Source organism: Endozoicomonas sp. Z74 (genome assembly GCF_057680865.1).
In genome coordinates this window covers 1-15,997 of record NZ_JBLYZI010000019.1, presented here as the reverse complement: position 1 = coordinate 15,997, position 15,997 = coordinate 1, and the positions used below count along the sequence as shown (strand labels likewise).

At 55.3% G+C, this 15,997-nt stretch carries 17 protein-coding genes; 16 read left to right on the top strand and 1 reads right to left on the bottom strand.

Features of this window, described 5'->3' with window-relative positions; genetic code table 11:
* Positions 1 to 30 precede the first annotated feature (30 nt).
* The 16 genes from ACNRUY_RS07760 (at position 31) to ACNRUY_RS07685 (ending at position 14,806) form a co-directional block, all read left to right on the top strand.
* Positions 31 to 876: an ABC transporter permease gene (locus tag ACNRUY_RS07760; protein ID WP_488111080.1), complete on the top strand. Its 846-nt coding sequence runs from the start codon at positions 31 to 33 to the stop codon at positions 874 to 876.
* A 2-nt stretch (positions 877 to 878) separates the two neighbouring features.
* A complete protein-coding gene (locus ACNRUY_RS07755; RefSeq protein ID WP_488111079.1) occupies positions 879 to 1,652 on the top strand; it encodes an ATP-binding cassette domain-containing protein in 774 nt (257 codons plus the stop codon).
* On the top strand, positions 1,646 to 2,245 hold the full coding sequence (locus tag ACNRUY_RS07750; RefSeq protein WP_488111078.1) for an ABC transporter ATP-binding protein: 600 nt from the start codon (positions 1,646 to 1,648) through the stop codon (positions 2,243 to 2,245). The genes ACNRUY_RS07755 and ACNRUY_RS07750 overlap by 7 nt, the downstream gene beginning before the upstream one ends.
* Positions 2,246 to 2,573: 328 nt before the next feature.
* A complete protein-coding gene (locus ACNRUY_RS07745; protein WP_488111077.1) occupies positions 2,574 to 3,173 on the top strand; it encodes a 4Fe-4S dicluster domain-containing protein in 600 nt (199 codons plus the stop codon).
* Positions 3,170 to 5,197 carry a hydrogenase 4 subunit B gene (hyfB, locus tag ACNRUY_RS07740; RefSeq protein WP_488111076.1) on the top strand — a complete coding sequence of 676 codons (2,028 nt, stop codon included), beginning with the start codon at positions 3,170 to 3,172 and terminating at the stop codon, positions 5,195 to 5,197. The genes ACNRUY_RS07745 and hyfB overlap by 4 nt, the downstream gene beginning before the upstream one ends.
* Positions 5,194 to 6,150 carry a respiratory chain complex I subunit 1 family protein gene (locus ACNRUY_RS07735; protein ID WP_488111075.1) on the top strand — a complete coding sequence of 319 codons (957 nt, stop codon included), beginning with the start codon at positions 5,194 to 5,196 and terminating at the stop codon, positions 6,148 to 6,150. The genes hyfB and ACNRUY_RS07735 overlap by 4 nt, the downstream gene beginning before the upstream one ends.
* A 19-nt stretch (positions 6,151 to 6,169) precedes the next feature.
* Positions 6,170 to 7,606 carry a hydrogenase 4 subunit D gene (locus tag ACNRUY_RS07730; protein ID WP_488111074.1) on the top strand — a complete coding sequence of 479 codons (1,437 nt, stop codon included), beginning with the start codon at positions 6,170 to 6,172 and terminating at the stop codon, positions 7,604 to 7,606.
* A gap of 22 nt (positions 7,607 to 7,628) precedes the next feature.
* Entirely contained in the window at positions 7,629 to 8,279 is a 651-nt protein-coding gene (hyfE, locus tag ACNRUY_RS07725) for a hydrogenase 4 membrane subunit (RefSeq protein ID WP_488111073.1), read from the top strand.
* Positions 8,280 to 8,286: 7 nt separating this feature from the next.
* Positions 8,287 to 9,945 carry a hydrogenase 4 subunit F gene (locus ACNRUY_RS07720; protein ID WP_488111072.1) on the top strand — a complete coding sequence of 553 codons (1,659 nt, stop codon included), beginning with the start codon at positions 8,287 to 8,289 and terminating at the stop codon, positions 9,943 to 9,945.
* Position 9,946: 1 nt separating this feature from the next.
* Positions 9,947 to 11,692 (top strand): hydrogenase large subunit, encoded by a 1,746-nt coding sequence (locus ACNRUY_RS07715; RefSeq protein ID WP_488111071.1) that lies wholly within the window; start codon positions 9,947 to 9,949, stop codon positions 11,690 to 11,692.
* A 33-nt stretch (positions 11,693 to 11,725) separates the two neighbouring features.
* On the top strand, positions 11,726 to 12,319 hold the full coding sequence (gene hyfH, locus ACNRUY_RS07710) for a hydrogenase 4 subunit H (RefSeq protein ID WP_488111070.1): 594 nt from the start codon (positions 11,726 to 11,728) through the stop codon (positions 12,317 to 12,319).
* Positions 12,316 to 13,176, top strand: coding sequence for an NADH-quinone oxidoreductase subunit B family protein (locus tag ACNRUY_RS07705; RefSeq protein WP_488111069.1), 861 nt, complete (start codon positions 12,316 to 12,318; stop codon positions 13,174 to 13,176). The genes hyfH and ACNRUY_RS07705 overlap by 4 nt, the downstream gene beginning before the upstream one ends.
* On the top strand, positions 13,176 to 13,622 hold the full coding sequence (locus ACNRUY_RS07700; protein WP_488111068.1) for a formate hydrogenlyase maturation HycH family protein: 447 nt from the start codon (positions 13,176 to 13,178) through the stop codon (positions 13,620 to 13,622). The genes ACNRUY_RS07705 and ACNRUY_RS07700 overlap by 1 nt, the downstream gene beginning before the upstream one ends.
* Positions 13,623 to 13,653: 31 nt before the next feature.
* Complete coding sequence (gene hycI / locus ACNRUY_RS07695) at positions 13,654 to 14,145, top strand: hydrogenase maturation peptidase HycI (RefSeq protein ID WP_488111067.1); 492 nt, start codon at positions 13,654 to 13,656, stop codon at positions 14,143 to 14,145.
* Between the two features lie 111 nt (positions 14,146 to 14,256).
* Entirely contained in the window at positions 14,257 to 14,556 is a 300-nt protein-coding gene (locus ACNRUY_RS07690; RefSeq protein WP_488111066.1) for a BrnT family toxin, read from the top strand.
* Positions 14,543 to 14,806, top strand: coding sequence for a BrnA antitoxin family protein (locus tag ACNRUY_RS07685; protein ID WP_488111065.1), 264 nt, complete (start codon positions 14,543 to 14,545; stop codon positions 14,804 to 14,806). Before ACNRUY_RS07690 ends, ACNRUY_RS07685 begins: the two co-directional genes overlap by 14 nt.
* 51 nt (positions 14,807 to 14,857) lie before the next feature.
* On the opposite strand, the gene ACNRUY_RS07680 is transcribed toward ACNRUY_RS07685, so the two are convergent.
* The gene (locus ACNRUY_RS07680) at positions 14,858 to 15,844 is read right to left on the bottom strand and encodes a S66 family peptidase (RefSeq protein ID WP_488111124.1); all 987 of its coding nucleotides are present in this window, start codon (positions 15,842 to 15,844) and stop codon (positions 14,858 to 14,860) included.
* Between the last annotated feature and the right edge of the window lie 153 nt (positions 15,845 to 15,997).

Genomic DNA, 15,997 nt, shown 5'->3' with positions numbered 1-15,997 from the left:
CTTTCCTGCAACGGGTGGACAGAGTTTAAAATGGCCGCCTTCAGTGAGAGCAGTGAGAAAAAGCAGGTGGCATGGGATTTTTCCGGGGTGCCTACTCTATGGGTGGTTGCCTTGTGTCTGTTATTTGTGGTCATGGGAATGGTTGTCAAACCTGTAGGAGGGCTGGATCTGCTGGCCAGATTCCAGCCGCCTTCCAGTCAGCACTGGTTTGGGACGGACTGGCTGGGCCGGGACCTGTTCAGCCGATCCCTGTATGGGGTTGGCAGCAGCCTTCAGCTGGGGTTTCTTTCCGCCGTGTTGGGCAGCTCACTGGCTTTGCTACTGGCGCTGTCCTGTCAGTTCAGCCAGGTGGTGGATGAATTGGCCAGTGCTCTAGTGAACGCGGTGGTGTCAGTGCCTCACCTGCTGTTGTTGATCATGATTTCACTGACGTTTGGCGGCGGCCATCAGGGCGTTATTCTGGCGGTAGCGCTCACCCACTGGCCTCGGCTTTTTCGACTTCTCCGCTCGGAAATGATGCAGCTGCGGACGGCGGACTGGATTCATTTATCCAGAAAAATGGGGCGAAGTCGCTGGTGGATCAGCCGGCACCATGTTTTCCCCCACCTGGTTCCCCAGTTTCTGGTGGGTATGGTACTGATCGTTCCCCATGCCATTGTTCACGCCTCTGCCATGACCTTTCTGGGGTTTGGCCTGTCACCGGAACAGCCGGATATCGGAACGATGATGGCAGAGGCCATGCCTTATCTGGCCGGTGACTTCTGGTGGGGCGTGCTGTTTCCCGGGGTGATGTTGGTGGGGCTGGTGCTGATGATTGACGGTATGGCAAGGCAGTTGAAAACCCGCTGTCAGTTACCGGGCGGAGGTTATATCTGACCATGCTCCACTTAAGGCAGTACTCTCTCTTTTTCCCGGAGACCGGCCAGACGGTGCTGGATAATCTCAACCTGCAGGTACAGGCGGGAGAAATCCACGGGTTGATTGGTGAGTCCGGTGGGGGAAAAAGTCTGATTGCCCTTGGGGTGATGGGGCTCCTTCCTGAAACGGCCAGGGTCAGCGGTCGGGTTGAACTGAACGGTCGAGGGTTGGTGGGGAGCGACTTTGCTGAGGTGTCAGGGCGGGAATTGTCCCTGGTGCCCCAGTCAGTGGAGTGGCTTGACCCTCTGAGAACCATTATCAGCCAGGTGGAGCGATCGGCCAGGCGGGCAGGAATTCATCGCCGTAAAGCCCGTCTGGCAGCCCATTCCGCGTTGCAACGGTTTCAGCTGCCGGAGTCTGCCTGGAGACAATACCCCCATCAACTGTCCGGAGGGATGATTCGCAGAGTATTACTGGCTGCGGCCACTGTCGCCTCCCCGCGCTTCCTGATTGCAGATGAACCCACTAACGGACTGGATCCTGATTCGGTCACGCACTCCCTGACCCTGTTGCGGCAACTGGCCGACGAAGGCTGTGGGGTGTTGCTGATCAGTCATGATTTACCGGCCACCCTGAAGGTGGCCGACCGGGTATCGGTGTTACGCCACGGTCAGTGCATTGACCGGTTTGATGCCGGGCCAATGGGCCTGTTGGACAGTAAACGACACCCTTATACTTCCGCCTTATGGCAGGCTCTGCCGGAAAACGGGCTGAAAACAGAGGCTCTATGTTAATCGCGGATTCTATCGGGCATTTTTATCAATCCGGCCAATGGCTGTTCCGCGGATTAAGTTTCTCCCTGGAAAAAGGGCAGTGGCTGGGTATTCAGGGGCGCAGCGGTTCAGGGAAAACCACCCTTGGAAGTCTATTGAGCGGTTATGCCAGCCCGGTAGAGGGGGCTGTGACTCTTCATGGTCAACCGGCAGCATCAATAACCACGGGGCAGGCCGCGCCCGTACAGCGGTTGTTTCAGCACCCGGAAATGGCCATGAATCCCCTATGGCGGGCAGGCCGGGTGATCAATGAAGGCGCTGCGGTTTCCGGGGAGCTGCTGTCTCTGTTTGATATCCAGCCGGACTGGCTATCCCGCTATCCCCATCAGCTGTCCGGTGGTCAGCTGGCCAGGCTGGCCCTGGTCAGGGCCCTGGCGGTTGAGCCCGACTATCTCATTGCCGATGAAATCACTGCCAGCCTGGATGCCATCAACCAGGCCGCGCTCTGGCAGGGATTGAAGGCGGTTGCGAGCCGGAAGGGAATGGGGGTGCTGGTCATCAGTCATAACCACAGCCTTCTCGGGCAGCTCTGTTCTGAAACCCTGTCGCTCTGACAGGCAACCCTTTTCCATTGACATCTGTCGTCAGTTACGTCGCTGCTGTCGTCATGGCCTTCGTCACATGTGACTATTTTGTGACGACGCTTGTGACATAAGGCTCTGTGGCTCCCCTCTGTGCTGATTAAAATCTTTGGCTCTTACCGAAAAAGCCTTTCAAAACAATAAGATACCTGTCGCATAAAGTGGCGTTATTTTTTTGGCCTGGTTTTTGCTTTGCGCTGTTCCCGTCAGAGAACGATTTGAACTGCAATGCTGTAATAGGAGCACTATGAACCGCTTTATTATTGCAGATTCACAGTTATGCATTGGGTGTGGAACCTGCATGTCGGCCTGTTCAACCGCCCATAAGGCGGCCGGGTTGCAGAGCCAGCCCAGGCTGAAGGTTATGCGGTCTGAAAATGCCACCGCCCCGGTAGCCTGCCGCCACTGTGAAGATGCGCCCTGCGCCCGGGTCTGTCCCGTGAACGCCATCACCCGGGAAGACGATCGGGTTCAGTTGAATGAGACGGTCTGTGTCGGCTGTACATTGTGTGCGATTGCCTGCCCGTTTGGAGCGATTGCCTTTGATGGCAGTCGCCCACTGGATTATGCCAATTCCTACGACACTTTTATTCCTTCCACGGTTCGCTCAAGTAATCCGTCTACCTCATCTCCGGTGGTGTTTGGCAAAGACATTCTTGCCTGGGAGCCCGGGGTGAAAAGCATTGCCGTCAAATGTGACCTTTGCCAGACCCGTGAAGAGGGGCCCGCCTGTGTGGAAGTCTGTCCGACTAAAGCCATTGTCCTGGTGGAAGAGGGGAGTCTGAAAGAAGCGGCCCGGTGCCGTGCTGAGGATACAGCAACGGACGTATCTTCGGTGCTGCTCTCTTCGCAGGGAGAGGAACGAGTGAAGGAAAGATTGGAGGCAAAGGGAGAACAATGATGGCTTTCAATTTCTTACTGGTTTCTGTTCTGCTCTATCTGGCTGGTGCCACTGCGTCACTTCTGTGTCATCGTTCGGACTCACTGGCTTCCCGCTGCTCCGGTGCGTTTGGGGTGCTCGGAGGCCTGTTCGGAGTGCTTGCGTCGGTGCCTGTATTGCTGGGGTCCCAGGCGCTTGCCACTGCAGTGTACAGCCCCTTCTATTTTGCGGATTTTATCCTTCGGCTGGATTCCCTGTCGGCGTTTATGGTGCTGGTGATCTCCATTGTGGTGATTGCCGCTTCTATCTATTCCTTTGCTTATATGAAGGAATATGAAGGCAAGGGGGGCTGGGCTCTGGGGTTCTTCATGAACCTGTTTATCGCCTCAATGGTGGCCCTGGTGGTATCGGACAATGCGTTTTATTTCATTGTCTTTTTCGAAATGATGTCCCTGGCCTCCTACTTTCTGGTGCTGGCTGAGCAGAGTGATCAGTCCGTATCCGCAGGGTTGCAGTATTTCATGTTTGCCCATGCCGGTTCAGTGCTGATTATGGTGGCGTTTTACCTCCTGTACCGGGCCTCTGGCAGTTTGAATTTTGCTGAATTCAGCCACCTGAATCTGCCCGCCTGGGAAGCTTCTGTCATCTTTATTCTGGCCTTTCTCGGGTTTGGAGCCAAAGCGGGGATCATCGCGCTGCATGGCTGGTTGCCCAGGGCTCACCCTGCGGCTCCTTCCCATGGTTCCGCTTTGATGTCCGGCGTTATGGTCAAGATCGGCGTGTTCGGAATCATCAAGGTGGGAATTGTGTTTCTGCAGGCCAAAGTCCTCTGGTGGGGGTATCTGGTGCTGGCCACAGGGGCGATCTCTTCCGTTCTCGGGGTGCTGTATGCCCTGGCAGAACACGACATCAAACGTCTGCTCGCTTACCACACCGTGGAAAACATCGGCATCATTCTGATGGGGGTGGGCGTTGGCATGATTGGCATGGCTACCGGAAACACCGTGATGGCGGTGCTGGGACTGCTGGGGGGACTCTACCACCTGATCAACCATGCGGTCTTCAAGGGGCTTCTGTTCCTGGGGGCGGGCTCAGTGATCTACCGGCTCCATACCAAGGACATGGAGAAAATGGGTGGGCTGGCCAAAGTCATGCCTTATACGGCAGGTGCCTTTCTTGTGGGGACCATGGCCATTTCGGCCCTGCCGCCTTTAAACGGTTTTGTCAGTGAATGGTTTATCTATCAGTCCCTGCTGGGGATGAGTAAAGGGGCGGCAATGACCCAGGCCATTGCCGGCCCTGCCGCCATTATCATGCTGGCGATTACCGGTGCCCTGGCCTGCATGTGTTTTGTCAAAGTCTACGGTGTCTGTTTCTGTGGTGCCCCCCGTTCGGATCAGGCCGCCAATGCCCGGGAGGTGCCCAAGCCCATGGTCTATGGCGTCATGGTACTGGCCATTCTCTGTGTGGTGCTGGGTCTGGGCTCTCCCTGGATTGCTCCGGTTATTTCCGGGATTGCTGCCAGCCTGGTCCAGACCGGTCCGGTTACTGTCCACCAGGGACTGGCTCTGGTGCCAGCGGATGCCACTCAGGCCATCCTTTCGGCTCCGGTGATCGCCATTGCCCTGCTGGCTCTGCTGCTGGTACCGGTGGCATTGCTTGCCAGGTTCCGGGGGCCAAAACTCCAGCGCCGTCATAAGGGTGATCCCTGGGCCTGTGGGTATGCCTATGAAGAGCGGATGGCGATTTCCGCGGGCAGCTTTACCCAGGCACTGAGAAGTATGTTTCAACCGTTGTACACCCTGCGTCGCCTTCTTGACCCTTCTCCGGTCCTGTCCCGACTGCTGGCAACCACAACCCGGGCTGCAGAACAGTCGGAACCGTTTCTGGATAACCGGGTCCTGCTGCCGGTAGCACGAATGATACAGCGGGCCGGTGAAGCCATTCGATGGCTGCAGCACGGTGATTTCCGGGTGTATTGCCTGTACATGGTGATTGTACTGGTGGTGTTGCTGATGGTTCCTTATGACCTGGGAGTGAAATGATGCAAGGACTTGAAATGCCCACTGCCGGGATGATGGCCCTTGCCGTTGTCCAGGCGTTACTGATGCTCGCTCTTGCCCCTCTGGCCACCGGGTTTTCCCGACAGATTCGAGCCAGGATGCACTCCCGTAAAGGGCCGGGGGTGCTGCAGGATTACCGGGATATTTTCAAACTGCTCCGGCGCCAGGAAGTGGCACCGGCCAATGCCGGGGTGATTTTTGTGATTACCCCCTATGTGCTGATTGCCTCCATGCTGCTGGTGGCAATGGCGTTACCGGCAGTGACCAATCACTCTCCTTTCCCGGTGGCCGGGGACATCATTACCGATATTTACCTGTTCGCCATCTTCCGTTTCTTTTTCTCCCTGTCCGGGCTGGACTCCGGCAGCATATTTGCGGGTATCGGCTCCAGTCGTGAACTGACCCTGGGCGTGCTGGTGGAACCCATCCTGATGCTGGCCATTATCGTCATGGCCATCATTGCCGGAACCACGGACCTGGGGTTGATCAGTACCACCATGGCCACCCAGTCCTGGGAAGCGCCCATGGCGACCCTGATGGCCGGTGCCGCCTGCGCTTTTGCGGTGTTCATCGAAATGGGCAAGCTGCCCTTTGACTGCGCGGAAGCGGAGCAGGAGCTGCAGGAAGGGCCGGTGACGGAATACGCCGGTTCCGGGCTGGCGTTGATGAAACTGGCCCTGGGGCTGAAACAGATCGTGGTGGCAATGCTGTTCCTGTCGATTTTTGTGCCTTTCGGGAAGGCGGCCGGTTTCAGTCTGGTGCCGGTGCTGGGGGGGACTGCCAGCATGCTGCTCAAGCTGTTTGTGGTGTTTCTGATCGCCGGGCTGATTGAAAACAGCGTGGCCAGAACACGGTTCCTGAAAACCCACCACCTGACCTGGTCCGGCTTTGGTGTGGCGGTGCTGGGTTTTGTTTTCTATCTGACCGGGCTGTGAAGGAGTGGAAAGCAACCTTATGGAATTAATTGCCCTGTTTACCCTGTTGTTCCCGTTTGTGGGGGCAATAGCGATTATTTTTATGCCCCGGGAGGCCCGGCGGATCAGTCAGCTCTGTTCGCTGATGGCGACCCTGGGCACACTGGCGCTGGCCTATGCTTTTTTTGGCAATGGTGGGGAGCCGGTACATTTCACGCTGCTGTCCGCAGGCCCGGTGGAACTGTTTGGTTTCACCATTGATAAAGTCAGCACGCTGATTGCCGTGGCGGTGGTCTCCCTTGGTTTTCTCGTCTGCCAGTACTCATTGGGTTACATGACTGCCGGCAACCGTGAACATCCCCAGGATGGCGCACCTCGTTACTATGCGTTCCTGCTGGTGTTTATTGGTGCCATGGCTGGACTTGTTCTGTCGTCTACTGTGCTGGGACAGCTGTTGTTTTTTGAAATTACCGGTGGCTGCTCCTGGTCGTTGATCGGCTACTACCAGAAGCCGGAATCCTTCCGTGCTGCCCTGAAAGCCCTGGTGGTGACTCACCTGGCATCCCTGGGGCTGTTTGTGGCGGCTGGATTCCTGTTCCATGAAACCGGCTCCTTTGCGGTCAGTGCTCTGGCTCAGCTGGATGACAGCACCAAGACCATTGTCATGCTGGGCATTCTGCTGGCCGCCTGGGGTAAATCCGCCCAGTGGCCCCTGCATGTCTGGCTGCCCGATGCCATGAATGCGCCAACCCCTGTCAGTGCTTATCTCCACGCGGCTTCCATGGTGAAAGTGGGGGTGTATATCTTTGCCCGGGCGGTCTGGGCCGGAGGTCAGATTCCGGAGATTGTGGGTATTGTCGGGGTGATCAGCGCCATCATCACCATGGTCTTTGGCTTTGTCATGTACCTGCCCCAGAAGGATATGAAACGGCTGCTGGCCTATTCCACCATAACTCAGTTGTCGTATATCTTTCTGGCATTGTCTCTGGCGGCCCTGGGCTCACGCCTGGCGTTTGAAAGCGGCATTACCTACATCTTTAACCACGCGTTTGCCAAGAGTCTGTTTTTCCTGGTGGCCGGTTCCCTCAGTTACACCTGTGGCACCCGCATGTTGCCCAGGCTGAAGGGCATCATTAAAGCGCAGCCTTTGCTGGGGGTTGGTTTCTGTGTGGCGGCGCTGGCTATTACCGGTGTTCCTCCTTTTAACGGTTTCTTCAGCAAGTTTCCCCTGTTTGCCTCCGGGTTTGCCCTGACCACTGAGCACAGCTGGTTGATGCCGGTATTGGTGATTGCCCTGGTGGAGTCGGTGTTGAGTTTTGGCTGGATTCTTTACTGGTTTGGCAAGGCGGTGGTGGGTGAGCCTTCCGAGGCCTGTGCGTCGGCCCAGCCGTTGCCAGGTTCCATGAAATCGGTGCTGTTGGTGCTGATCGTTATGTCGCTGTTCTCCAGTGCCATGGCGGCAGCCTGGCTCTCTTAAGAAGCACATTGAAGGAATCAAAATGTCTGGAGAACTTCTTATCAATAATCTGGCCGGGCTGTTGATCATCACCTCGCTGATGATCATTGCCGCCCGCAGGCCGAAAGTGGCTGCCTGCCTGTATTCACTGCAGTCGCTGGTGCTGGTACTGACGTTTATTGCCATTGCCGCCAGTGTTCAGGCAGAGCCCCTCTATGAATGGGCCATGACCGCCCTGGTGACCAAAGTGATTGTTCTGCCACTGCTGCTTTACCGGGCTTTTGGCAAAATGCAGGAAGCCGATGATGTCGGTCCGGGCATACATGCTGGCTGGCTGTTGCTGGCCGGGATTGCCACGGTACTGGTGAGCTTCAAAGCGGTGGAAGGCGTTGAACTGCCCCTGCTGGCGCACCTGAAACCGGCCCTGGCCGTTTCCGTGGGGCACTTCCTGTTGGGGGTACTGTGCATCATTTCCCAGCGCAATATTCTCAAGCAGCTGTTTGGTTATTGCCTGATGGAAAACGGTGCCTCCCTGACCCTGGCGCTGCTGGCCAACAAAGCGCCAGGCCTGGTGGAAATCGGGGTAACCACCGATGCAGTGTTCGCTGTCGGTTTTATGGTGGTTCTGGCCCGCCATATCTACAAAAAACTGCACACGCTGGACGCCAGACAGCTGATGCAGCTGAAGGGGTAACACAATCATGTCTATATCTGCTTTGCTGCCTTTTTTACTAGAAGGCGCCATCGCGCTACCCCTGATTGTGGCGCTACTGTCGTTTGTTTCTGCACGCTCGGAAAGTACGGCCTATCGGTTTTCTACCACTGCCCATGCCCTGGGAACGGTGCTGGTGTTTGCCCTAACCCTGATGCTGGCAATTCGGGTATCACTGCAGGGGCCGGTGACTGCCGCTGACCACTGGCTGTATCTGGATGGTTTGTCTGCCCTGGTGCTGGGCATACTGGGGCTGGTGGGGCTGATCACCGGGTTGTACTCCATTGGCTACATTGGCCACGAATACCGGGAAGGGGAGCTGACCGCCCGTAAGGTCGCCACCTACTACGGACTGTTTAATCTCTTCCTGGCCACCATGATTCTGTCAGTGACGTCTAATAACGTGATTATGATGTGGGTGGGCATTGAAGCCACTACCATCAGCTCGGTATTCCTGGTGGGGTTCTACGGCAAGCGCTCCTCCCTGGAAGCGGCCTGGAAGTACATCATGATCTGTTCGGTGGGGGTGGCCTTTGGCCTGTTCGGTTCGATCCTGACCTATTCCAGTGCTGCAGCGGTGATCAGTGATCCTGCCCACGCCATTCTATGGACAGTGATCCGTGACCAGGCCCAGTTGCTGGACCCGACTCTGGTGCGGCTGGCCTTTATCTTTGCCCTGGTGGGGTTTGGAACCAAGACCGGTCTGTTCCCCATGCATGCCTGGTTGCCGGATGCTCACTCTGAAGCACCCAGCCCGGTGTCTGCGCTGTTGTCTGCGGGACTGCTGAACTGTGCCCTGCTGGTGATTCTGCGTTACTACATCATTACGGTGAAAGTGCTGGGCACCGGCTTTCCCCAGTTCCTGATGCTGGCTTTTGGTTTTCTGTCTGTAGCCGTTGCTGCCTTTTTCATTCTCACCCAGAAAGACATCAAGCGGAAACTGGCCTACAGCAGTGTTGAGAATATGGGGCTGGTGACGTTAGCCATAGGACTTGGGCCCGTGGGGGCGGTAGCCGGACTCTTTCATATGATCAACCACAGTCTGGTCAAGGCACTGCTGTTCTGCGCTTCCGGCAACGTATTGCTGAAGTACGGTTCCCGGGATATGGGCGTGGTGAAAGGGCTGATCAAAGTGGCGCCCAAGACGGGCCTGATTCTGGCGGGAGGGCTGCTGGCCCTGAGCGGCGTGCCTCCGTTCAGCATCTTTTTGAGTGAATTCATGATTGTCACCGCAGGCATCGGTTCCGGGCATGCTGCGTTGTTTGTGGTACTGATGCTGCTGTTGACCGTGGTTCTGGCGGGGTTTGTCAAAGTCATTTCCCACTGTGTGTTCGGGGAAGCCCCGGAAAATATCAAGCCTGGCGGGTTGGGGGTCCTGACCCTGGCTCCGGTGGCCATTGCCCTGGTTCTGGCTCTGGTGATGGGGGTTCGGGTTCCGGATGTTGTGACACGGAGCATCGATCAGGCCGCTCTGGTGGTGCTCGACAGTAATGAAACAACCGTCATGAATGAACTTCCACTGCCTTTTAATAGCCTGGCTACCAGTCCGACTGAAAGTACCGCCGCCAAAACGGCAACAGAGGCTGGCGACGCTGAACCGGCCCTGGTCAGTGTAAACCACCCGGTGCCCGAAGAAGAGAATTTGTAAGATGAGTGAATTTAAGACCGAAACCTCCGGCCTGAGTGGCGGAAAACTGGGGCAGGGTTACGTCAACGGAGTCCGGGAACGTTTTCCCGGCGCGGTGATTGATGAGCAGTGGCAGACCGATAACCAGGTAACCATTACGGTTAAGAAAACATCGCTGATCGAGGTGATGCAGTGGCTGTATTACGACCAGGGAGGCTGGCTGGCGGTCTCTTTTGGCAACGATGAGCGCAGCCTGAATGGCCATTTTGCCCTCTATCACTCCCTGTCCATGGAAGGGATTGTCAAAAGCTGGCTGACTGTGAAGATTCTGATCGATCCCAATACCATGGAATTTCCCTCCATCACCCCTACCATTCCGGCAGCGGTCTGGGGAGAGCGGGAAGCGCGGGATATGTTTGGTCTGAGGCCGGAAGGGCTGCCTGACAAACGGCGTCTGGTGCTGCCCGATGACTGGCCGGAAAACCTGCACCCGCTGCAGAAAGACGCTATGGATTACCGCCAGCGGCCTGCTCCCACCACGGACACCGAAACCTACCAGTTTGATAACCAGTTGGGGGATGAGAGCAATAACATTGTACCAGTAGGGCCTTTGCACATTACCTCGGATGAGCCGGGGCACTTCCGTCTGTTTGTGGATGGTGAAACCATCGTGGATGCGGATTACCGGATGTTCTATGTGCACCGGGGCATGGAGAAGCTGGCGGAAACCCGCATGGGTTACCACGAGATCGCCTTCCTTGCGGACCGGGTCTGCGGTATCTGTGGGTTTACGCACAGTGTCGCTTATAGCAACACCATCGAAAATGCCCTGGGAATTCCCGTGCCGCCCAGGGCAAAAATGATCCGGACCGTGCTGCTGGAGGTGGAGCGGCTGCACAGCCATTTACTGAATATCGGTCTCTCCAGCCATTTTGTCGGCTTTGATACCGGCTTTATGCAGTTCTTCCGGCTCAGGGAAAAGACCATGGTGCTGGCTGAGCTGCTGACCGGAGCCCGTAAAACCTATGGCCTCAACCTCATCGGCGGGGTTCGTCGGGATATTCTCAAGGAGCAGCGGGTCAAGGGCATCAAGCTGGTTCAAGAGGTGCGCAAGGAGTTTACCGAACTGGTGGATATGCTGATGGCGACGCCTAATCTGGATCAGCGCATCTCCGGGGTGGGGATTCTTGATCATAAAGTGGCCAGGGATTTCAGTCCGGTGGGACCGCTGATCCGTGCCAGTGGCCATCAACGTGATGCCCGGGTTATTCATGGGGAATCCCTGGAAGCTTACGGCAGTGTTCCCATGGAGCTGCACTCCCTGGACGGAGGGGATGTTCAGTCCCGGGTACTGGTGCGCGTTAAGGAAGTGCTGGATTCCCTGAACATGGTGGAATTTGGTCTGGATCACCTGCCCGGCGGTGATCTGCTGGTGGAAGGTTTCACCTATCAGCCTCATAAGTTTGCCCTGGGCTTCACCGAAGCGCCCCGAGGGGAAAATGTGCACTGGAGCATGACCGGTGATAACCAGAAATTGTTCCGCTGGCGATGCCGGGCGGCCACTTATGCAAACTGGCCGCCTCTGCGGTATATGCTGCGTGGCAATACGGTTTCCGACGCGCCGTTGATTATTGGCAGCCTGGACCCTTGTTACTCCTGTACCGACCGGGTCACCCTGGTTGACACCCGCAGGGGCAAGAGCAAAACCGTTGCTTACAAAGAGTTTGAGCGCTATGGCATCGAACGGAAGGACTCGCCTCTTAAATGAGGGAAGAGTGAGGCCAGCAAGTAAGAGATCACTATGTTCAAGTTACTGAAAACCATCGCCAGAGCGGGTGAAAGCACGGTTAAATACCCCTTTTCCCCCCTGGAGGTGTGTGACGATTTTCGTGGCAAACCGGAGTATTCCTCCGCCCAGTGTATTGCCTGTGCCGCCTGTACCCGGGCCTGTCCGGCCAATGCCCTGATCATGGAAACGGATACAGAAGCGGGCGCCCGCCGCTGGGAGCTGTCCATGGCCCGGTGTATCTTCTGTGGCCGCTGTGAAGAAGTCTGCCCCACCGGTGCCATCAAGCTATCAAAAGAGTTTGAACTGGCCGTTACCAATAAAAAAGACCTGTACGAAGAAGCGCACTTTTCTTTGGCGAACTGTCGTGTGTGTCAAACACCTTTTGCGCCGCTCAAGGCGGTTCAATATGCCCAGGATCTGCTGGTTCAGTCCGGAATGTCGGAGTCTCAGGTGGAAGCCAGTCGGCAACAGCTTGAAAGCTGCCCGGAATGCCGGAGAAAGCAGACCATGCTGGACAATGATCAGGCTTTTCATGGAATGACATTCCGCGGCAGGCACCTGAAGGCGACTGAGGCGCCGGACGGGCACCGGGAGCAGGGCAAATGACGGGGGATGCCATGATGGAAGAGAATTGTGAAATGAAAGGTATCCGGGAACTGTCAGGTAAAGATCACACGGCAGCGGTTCCGGTGGAGCAGGATGAGCACCTGATCAAAATGAAGTCCATTCTGGTTGAGGACATCAGGCGCTCTGCCTATGTCTATCGGGTGGACTGTGGGGGCTGCAACGCCTGCGAAATTGAGATTTTTGCAGCGACAACACCGGTCTTTGATGCGGAGCGGTTTGGCATCAAGGTGGTGGCCTCACCACGGCATGCGGATATTCTTCTGTTTACGGGGGCGGTAACCCGGGCCATGAGAATGCCGGCACTGCGTGCCTATGAAGCGGCTCCCGACCCGAAAATTGTGGTGTCTTACGGGGCCTGTGGTTGTGATGGCGGTATTTTTCACGACCTCTACTGTGTCTGGGGCGGCACCGATAAAATTGTGCCCGTGGATGTCTATATCCCGGGCTGCCCACCGACCCCCGCCGCCACCATTTATGGCCTGGCGGTGGCGCTGGGGCTGCTGGACCAGAAACTGAAAGCAAAGAGTCACGATCAGCAGCCAGGGGAGCGGGCCACCCTTCAGCATACTGGTATCCCTCTGGAGATGAAGGTCATCATTGAACGGGAAGCCCGTCGTCTGGCCGGTTATCGTCAGGGGCAGACCATTGCCGATGAATTTATGAACCTGCTGGTTGAATGTACGCCGGACGACGTGGATCAGAAAATCAGGGCCTGGCTGGATAACCGGGCTGACCCCAGACTTCGTGAGATTGTGGAGAATTTATATCGGGTCTCCCTGGCGGAACTGGGTGGCCGTTCAGTGCCTGATGATCTGGCAGCCGGAGGGGATCAGTGATGGCCCCTGAAGCCAAACCCGTGGACAGAACAGAATCGCTGACCAACGACGTCAAGTTTTATACCCTGCACCGGAAATTCGTGGATGAAAATTACGATGTTCCGGAAGAGGCCCGGGAGGTGCTCTATTACAGTCTGGCCATTGGTCACCACCTGGGCATTGTCGATTGTCTGAAAGTGTCGCTGCAGTGCAGCCGGGAAGAGTACCGGCAATGGATCGGGCAGCTGCCTGAGGGCAGTGAGGCCCGACGAAAAATGGCCGGTTTTTTCACTTTTGGTGAGATTACGGTGTTTCCGGAACACACTCAGATGCTGGCTGCCGCATTTGACGCCATCCCCGCATCGCACCTGTCTTTACGGGAGCAGGGGCTGACCGCCGAATTCATCCGGATTCTGGCGGCCATCCATCGGGAACCGACCATGTATTTAATGATAAGAAGTCATTAAGAGTGAGAGATCATTGAGCGAGTTGAACAGTATGCCTTCGGATGAATGTCAGAAAAGCGCCCTGGCATCGGGAAATGTCGTGCTGGCCGTGGGCAACAGCATGATGGGTGATGACGGTGCGGGCCCGCTGCTGGCGGAAATGATGATGAAACAGCCGGTGGACGGCTGGACGGTCATTGATGCTGGAACAGCCCCGGAAAACTGTGTGCATCAGGTGCGGGAGCTTAACCCGGAGCGTGTGCTGGTGGTGGATGCGGCGGAGATCGGCCTTGAGGCGGGCTCCATCCGAATCATTGATCCGGACTCCATTGCGGACATGTTTATCATGTCCACCCATACGCTGCCGTTGAACTTTGTGATCGACGAACTGAAGACCTTTGTGCCGGAGGTTCAATTTGTGGGGATTCAGCCAGCCATTGTCGCTTTTTCATTCCCCATGACGGAGATGATGACTTCTGCGGTTGGGGAGCTCTATAAGGCGCTGCCTGACTGGCAGGGTACGGGCGGGTTTGAGACGGTTTAGGAGATGCTTGCCATACGGGGCTGGCTGAGAGGGAAAGCCAGCTACTGTATTTGCCTTTAGTTGAAAGCGAAAGGAAATTGTGGTGTTTGTATATTATGGTAATATACAGGGATGATTGATTGGAAGTTAGTCACCGGTTTTGACTGGGATGCGGGTAATATAAGAAAAAACGATGAAAAACATAAAGTTAGCGCTTTTGAGGCTGAGCAGGTGTTTTTCAATGAACCGCTTCTGATACTTGAGGACTCCAGGCACAGCCAGTCTGAGCTGCGTTTTCATGCGCTTGGAAAAACAGATGTAGGCAGATTACTGCACATCACCTTTACTCTCAGGGCGGAAAACTCATTGATCCGAGTCATTTCGGCCCGTGATATGCATAAAAAAGAGAGGTCTGTTTATGAGCAAGCCTGAAAGATTTAAAAATGAAGCTGAGGAAAGAGAATTCTGGGAGAAGCATGATTCTACGGAGTTCGTTGACTGGAGTAAGGCAGAGAAGGTTACCCTCAGTAATTTGAAGCCGTCTACCAAAACGATATCGTTGAGACTTCCTGAAGCACTTTTAGAGAGTATAAAAGTGGAAGCTAATAAACGGGATATCCCCTATCAATCACTGATTAAAGCCTGGCTTGCAGAAGATGTGCGCCAGAGCAGGGGGGGGTAAGTAGATCAGGCTTTCCATTATCAGAGGCTGGAAAGCCCAGTCTCTGTTGTTTTAACTCAAAATCTGCAGCAGGGTCCCTGCACCCTTGTTAACGCAGACTTCAGCATGGGAACCATTCATAAGGGCCATGTTCGGGGTCAGATGACCAATATCCACATCATAAATCACGGGTATTTCCAGATCCCGGGTCACCGCAATAAACGCTTCCCGGGAGCTGATGTCTTTGCCGCCGTTACCGGTCACGGCATTTCTGCCAAACAGTAATCCGTTGATCTTATAAAAGACACCCTGATATTTAAGGCTCTGCAGGGCCCGTTTCAGAACAGTCGGTGACATTTCAGCGTTTTCAAGATAGAGGATAACGCCATCGGTCTGGAAACGCTGGCAGAAGGTGTTCAGGTCAAAATAGGGCGTGTTGATCAGGTGGGTGATGGTATCAAAACAGCCGCCGATCAGTCGGCCACTGAAACAGATCTTCTGGCTTTCTCCTGCCACCTTCCAGAGGGTTGGCTCAGTGCAGTTCAGGGTTGCATCGGGTTTTTCTGTATAGGAGTGTCCCTGCAACTGGTGGTGGCTGGATGAGTGCTGGGTAAACTGTTCTCCTTCTCTCAGTGTCAGCCACTGAAGGGTGCTGGACGTCAGTTGATCGGTTTCTTCCGGGTGAAGCTCCATCAGATTGGACGAGTGCACCGTACACCAGCCAAGTTTCATGGTCAGTGCTGTGGACACTGTACTGATATCGGAATACCCGATGATCCATTTTGGTTTTGCCGTTTTTAAGCGTTCATAATCCAGCAGGGGCAGAATATCCATTGCAAACTCACCACCCCATGGAGGAAAAACGGCGGCAATGGAGTCATCGCACAGGAAGGTCATCAGTTCCTGTGCACGTTGCTCTGGTGAGGCACTGACATGCTTGCTATTGTCGCGCAGGCAGCTTCCTTCAATGACCTCAAAGCCGGAATCTTTTAAAGACTGAATGACACGGTTCAGTCGTTGGTGAAGCGGTTCAGGGACGCCGGAAGAAAAGGCGGTAATTGCGATTTTACTGCCTTTGATTAATGTGCATTAGTTCAGATCTGATCTGACAATTCCCTCTTCAAAAAAGGGAAGGGTTACCGATTTAGATAGAGGGTGAAATCACTGAAATCTAAATCGTAAAAAGGTAACCCTTATGATTCATACTAATCA

What these genes read in the sequence shown, in the direction of transcription:
- ACNRUY_RS07760 (WP_488111080.1), top strand. Translation starts at nt 31, where the DNA reads ATGGCCGCCTTCAGTGAGAGCAGTGAGAAAAAGCAGGTGGCATGGGAT.
- ACNRUY_RS07705 (WP_488111069.1), top strand. Translation starts at nt 12,316, where the DNA reads ATGACGGGGGATGCCATGATGGAAGAGAATTGTGAAATGAAAGGTATC.
- hyfH (WP_488111070.1), top strand. Translation starts at nt 11,726, where the DNA reads ATGTTCAAGTTACTGAAAACCATCGCCAGAGCGGGTGAAAGCACGGTT.
- hyfE (WP_488111073.1), top strand. Translation starts at nt 7,629, where the DNA reads ATGTCTGGAGAACTTCTTATCAATAATCTGGCCGGGCTGTTGATCATC.
- ACNRUY_RS07720 (WP_488111072.1), top strand. Translation starts at nt 8,287, where the DNA reads ATGTCTATATCTGCTTTGCTGCCTTTTTTACTAGAAGGCGCCATCGCG.
- ACNRUY_RS07750 (WP_488111078.1), top strand. Translation starts at nt 1,646, where the DNA reads ATGTTAATCGCGGATTCTATCGGGCATTTTTATCAATCCGGCCAATGG.
- hycI (WP_488111067.1), top strand. Translation starts at nt 13,654, where the DNA reads ATGCCTTCGGATGAATGTCAGAAAAGCGCCCTGGCATCGGGAAATGTC.
- ACNRUY_RS07735 (WP_488111075.1), top strand. Translation starts at nt 5,194, where the DNA reads ATGATGCAAGGACTTGAAATGCCCACTGCCGGGATGATGGCCCTTGCC.
- ACNRUY_RS07755 (WP_488111079.1), top strand. Translation starts at nt 879, where the DNA reads ATGCTCCACTTAAGGCAGTACTCTCTCTTTTTCCCGGAGACCGGCCAG.
- ACNRUY_RS07700 (WP_488111068.1), top strand. Translation starts at nt 13,176, where the DNA reads ATGGCCCCTGAAGCCAAACCCGTGGACAGAACAGAATCGCTGACCAAC.
- ACNRUY_RS07730 (WP_488111074.1), top strand. Translation starts at nt 6,170, where the DNA reads ATGGAATTAATTGCCCTGTTTACCCTGTTGTTCCCGTTTGTGGGGGCA.
- ACNRUY_RS07685 (WP_488111065.1), top strand. Translation starts at nt 14,543, where the DNA reads ATGAGCAAGCCTGAAAGATTTAAAAATGAAGCTGAGGAAAGAGAATTC.
- ACNRUY_RS07745 (WP_488111077.1), top strand. Translation starts at nt 2,574, where the DNA reads ATGTCGGCCTGTTCAACCGCCCATAAGGCGGCCGGGTTGCAGAGCCAG.
- hyfB (WP_488111076.1), top strand. Translation starts at nt 3,170, where the DNA reads ATGATGGCTTTCAATTTCTTACTGGTTTCTGTTCTGCTCTATCTGGCT.
- ACNRUY_RS07690 (WP_488111066.1), top strand. Translation starts at nt 14,257, where the DNA reads ATGATTGATTGGAAGTTAGTCACCGGTTTTGACTGGGATGCGGGTAAT.
- ACNRUY_RS07715 (WP_488111071.1), top strand. Translation starts at nt 9,947, where the DNA reads ATGAGTGAATTTAAGACCGAAACCTCCGGCCTGAGTGGCGGAAAACTG.